Annotated in this window: 2 protein-coding genes; both read left to right on the forward strand. The window is 61.0% G+C overall.

Annotation, left to right across the window (positions count from 1 at the left end; genetic code table 11):
- The first annotated feature begins 107 nt into the window (after positions 1 to 107).
- Positions 108 to 1,328 carry a putative DNA modification/repair radical SAM protein gene (locus HT737_RS26375; RefSeq protein ID WP_182404309.1) on the forward strand — a complete coding sequence of 407 codons (1,221 nt, stop codon included), beginning with the start codon at positions 108 to 110 and terminating at the stop codon, positions 1,326 to 1,328.
- Positions 1,325 to 2,146, forward strand: coding sequence for a TIGR03915 family putative DNA repair protein (locus HT737_RS26380; RefSeq protein ID WP_047293589.1), 822 nt, complete (start codon positions 1,325 to 1,327; stop codon positions 2,144 to 2,146). The genes HT737_RS26375 and HT737_RS26380 overlap by 4 nt, the downstream gene beginning before the upstream one ends.
- Positions 2,147 to 2,182 lie beyond the last annotated feature (36 nt).

Consider the following 2,182-nt stretch of genomic DNA (forward strand, 5'->3'; position numbering starts at 1 on the left):
CCCCTGTAGGAGCTGCCGCAGGCTGCGATCTTTTTGATCCGGTTTTGCACCTTGTGCCAATCCGACAGACTCGATACTGTACGCATAACCAGTACAGGGTCTTCGCCATGCAAATCATCGACAAGCTCAGCATTCTCGCCGACGCCGCCAAGTACGACGCCTCCTGCGCCAGCAGCGGTGCGCCCAAGCGCAGCTCCGAGGGCAAGAGCGGGTTGGGTTCGACCGACGGCATGGGCATCTGCCACAGCTATACGCCGGACGGTCGTTGCGTGTCATTGCTGAAGATTCTCCTGACCAATTTCTGCCTCTACGACTGCCAATACTGCGTCAACCGCCGCTCCAGCGATGTGCCGCGTGCACGCTTCACCCCCGAGGAAGTGGTGACGCTGACCCTGGATTTCTACCGGCGCAACTGTGTCAGCGGGCTGTTTCTCAGTTCCGGAATCATCCGCTCGGCGGACTACACCATGGAACAACTGGTACGCGTGGCGAAGCTGTTGCGCGAACAGCATGAGTTTCGCGGCTACATTCACCTCAAGACCATTCCCGAGGCCGATCCGGCATTGATCGAGGAGGCCGGGCGTTATGCCGATCGCCTCAGCGTCAATATCGAACTGCCCACCGATGCCAGCCTGCAAACTCTGGCGCCGGAGAAACAGATCGGTTCGATCAAGCAGGCGATGAACACCATTTACACTGGCGAGCAAACGGTGCTCAACGAACCGCGTTCGGCGAAATTTGCTCCCGCCGGGCAGAGCACGCAAATGATCGTCGGCGCCGATGACACCGACGACAGCACGATCCTGCACAGCGCTCAGTCGCTGTATGGCAACTACCGCTTGCGCCGCGTCTACTACTCGGCCTTCAGTCCGATTCCCGACAGCCCGAAAAGCGTGCCGCTGGCCGCGCCACCGCTGATGCGCGAACACCGTCTGTATCAGGCCGATTTCCTCTTGCGCAGCTACGGCTACAACGCTGATGAGTTGCTCAAGGGCCCGGGTAATCTGGCGCTGGACATCGACCCCAAACTGGCTTGGGCGCTGCAGAATCGCGAAGTGTTTCCGCTGGACCTGAACCGCGCCGAGCCGTCGCTGATCGCGCGCATCCCGGGCATTGGCCTGCGTACCACCGAGCGTCTGGTGCAATTGCGCCAGCAGCGGCGCATTCGCTACGAAGACGTGGCGCGCATGCGCTGTGTGCTGGCCAAGGCCAAGCCATTCATCATCACCAGCGACTACCACCCGCAGCAGGCTGAAGTCACCAGCCACATGCTCTATCAGCAACTGCGCGACCGGCCGCAGCCGCAACAGATGGGATTGTGGGGATGATCAATCTCGATTGCGATGACCTGTTCGACACCTGGCGTCAGCAGGCGCGCTGGCTGCTCAGCCATGAAGTCGACCCGAGTCTGGTGAGTTGGGCGTCGGAAGGGGTGAGCGATCTGTTTGCCAGTGACGTACATGTGCCGGAGGGGCAGGGGCCGTTTCAGGCGCGCATCCCTCGCGCATTGCTTGATACCCTGGAGCAAGCCGCACGCTACCGGGGCGACCAGCGCTGGAGTCTGTTGTATGAAGTGCTGTGGCGGGTCAGCCACGGCGACCGCACGGCGATGATGGCCGGCGATAAACTCGGCAGCGAGTTGCAGCGGCGGATCAAGCAGGTACAGCGTGAAGCCCACCATTTGCATGCGTTCGTGCGCTTCATCGAACGCCCACAGGATCAGCCGGGCCCGCAATACGTCGCATGGCACGAGCCGGCCCACGACATCCTGCACAGCGCCAGCGAGCATTTCATCGGGCGCATGGGTCGGCATCGCTGGTTGATCGCCACGCCGCGTGACGGGGTTTATTACGATGGCGAGCAATTGATCCATCAACGCCAATGTCCGCTGGAATGGCAGCAACTGGCGCAGAACGTTGATGACCCGCACGGCGAGTTGTGGCTGACGTACTACAGCCACATCTTCAACCCGGCGCGGTTGAACGAGAAGGTCATGCAAGGGCACTTACCGGTGCGTTTCTGGAAGAATCTGCCGGAAGGGGAGTTGATTCCCGGATTGATTACCCAGGCGCGCACGGGCAAGCAACAGAATGGTCAGGCCAGCGGGATCGCCGCGCGAGGCGGCAAACGGATTGCGCTGAAATAGAAAATCAAAAGATCGCAGCCTGCGGCAGCTCCTACA

Source organism: Pseudomonas sp. MD195_PC81_125 (assembly GCF_014060985.1).
Lineage (GTDB): Bacteria > Pseudomonadota > Gammaproteobacteria > Pseudomonadales > Pseudomonadaceae > Aquipseudomonas > Aquipseudomonas parakoreensis.

What these genes read in the sequence shown, in the direction of transcription:
- HT737_RS26375 (WP_182404309.1), top strand. Translation starts at nt 108, where the DNA reads ATGCAAATCATCGACAAGCTCAGCATTCTCGCCGACGCCGCCAAGTAC.
- HT737_RS26380 (WP_047293589.1), top strand. Translation starts at nt 1,325, where the DNA reads ATGATCAATCTCGATTGCGATGACCTGTTCGACACCTGGCGTCAGCAG.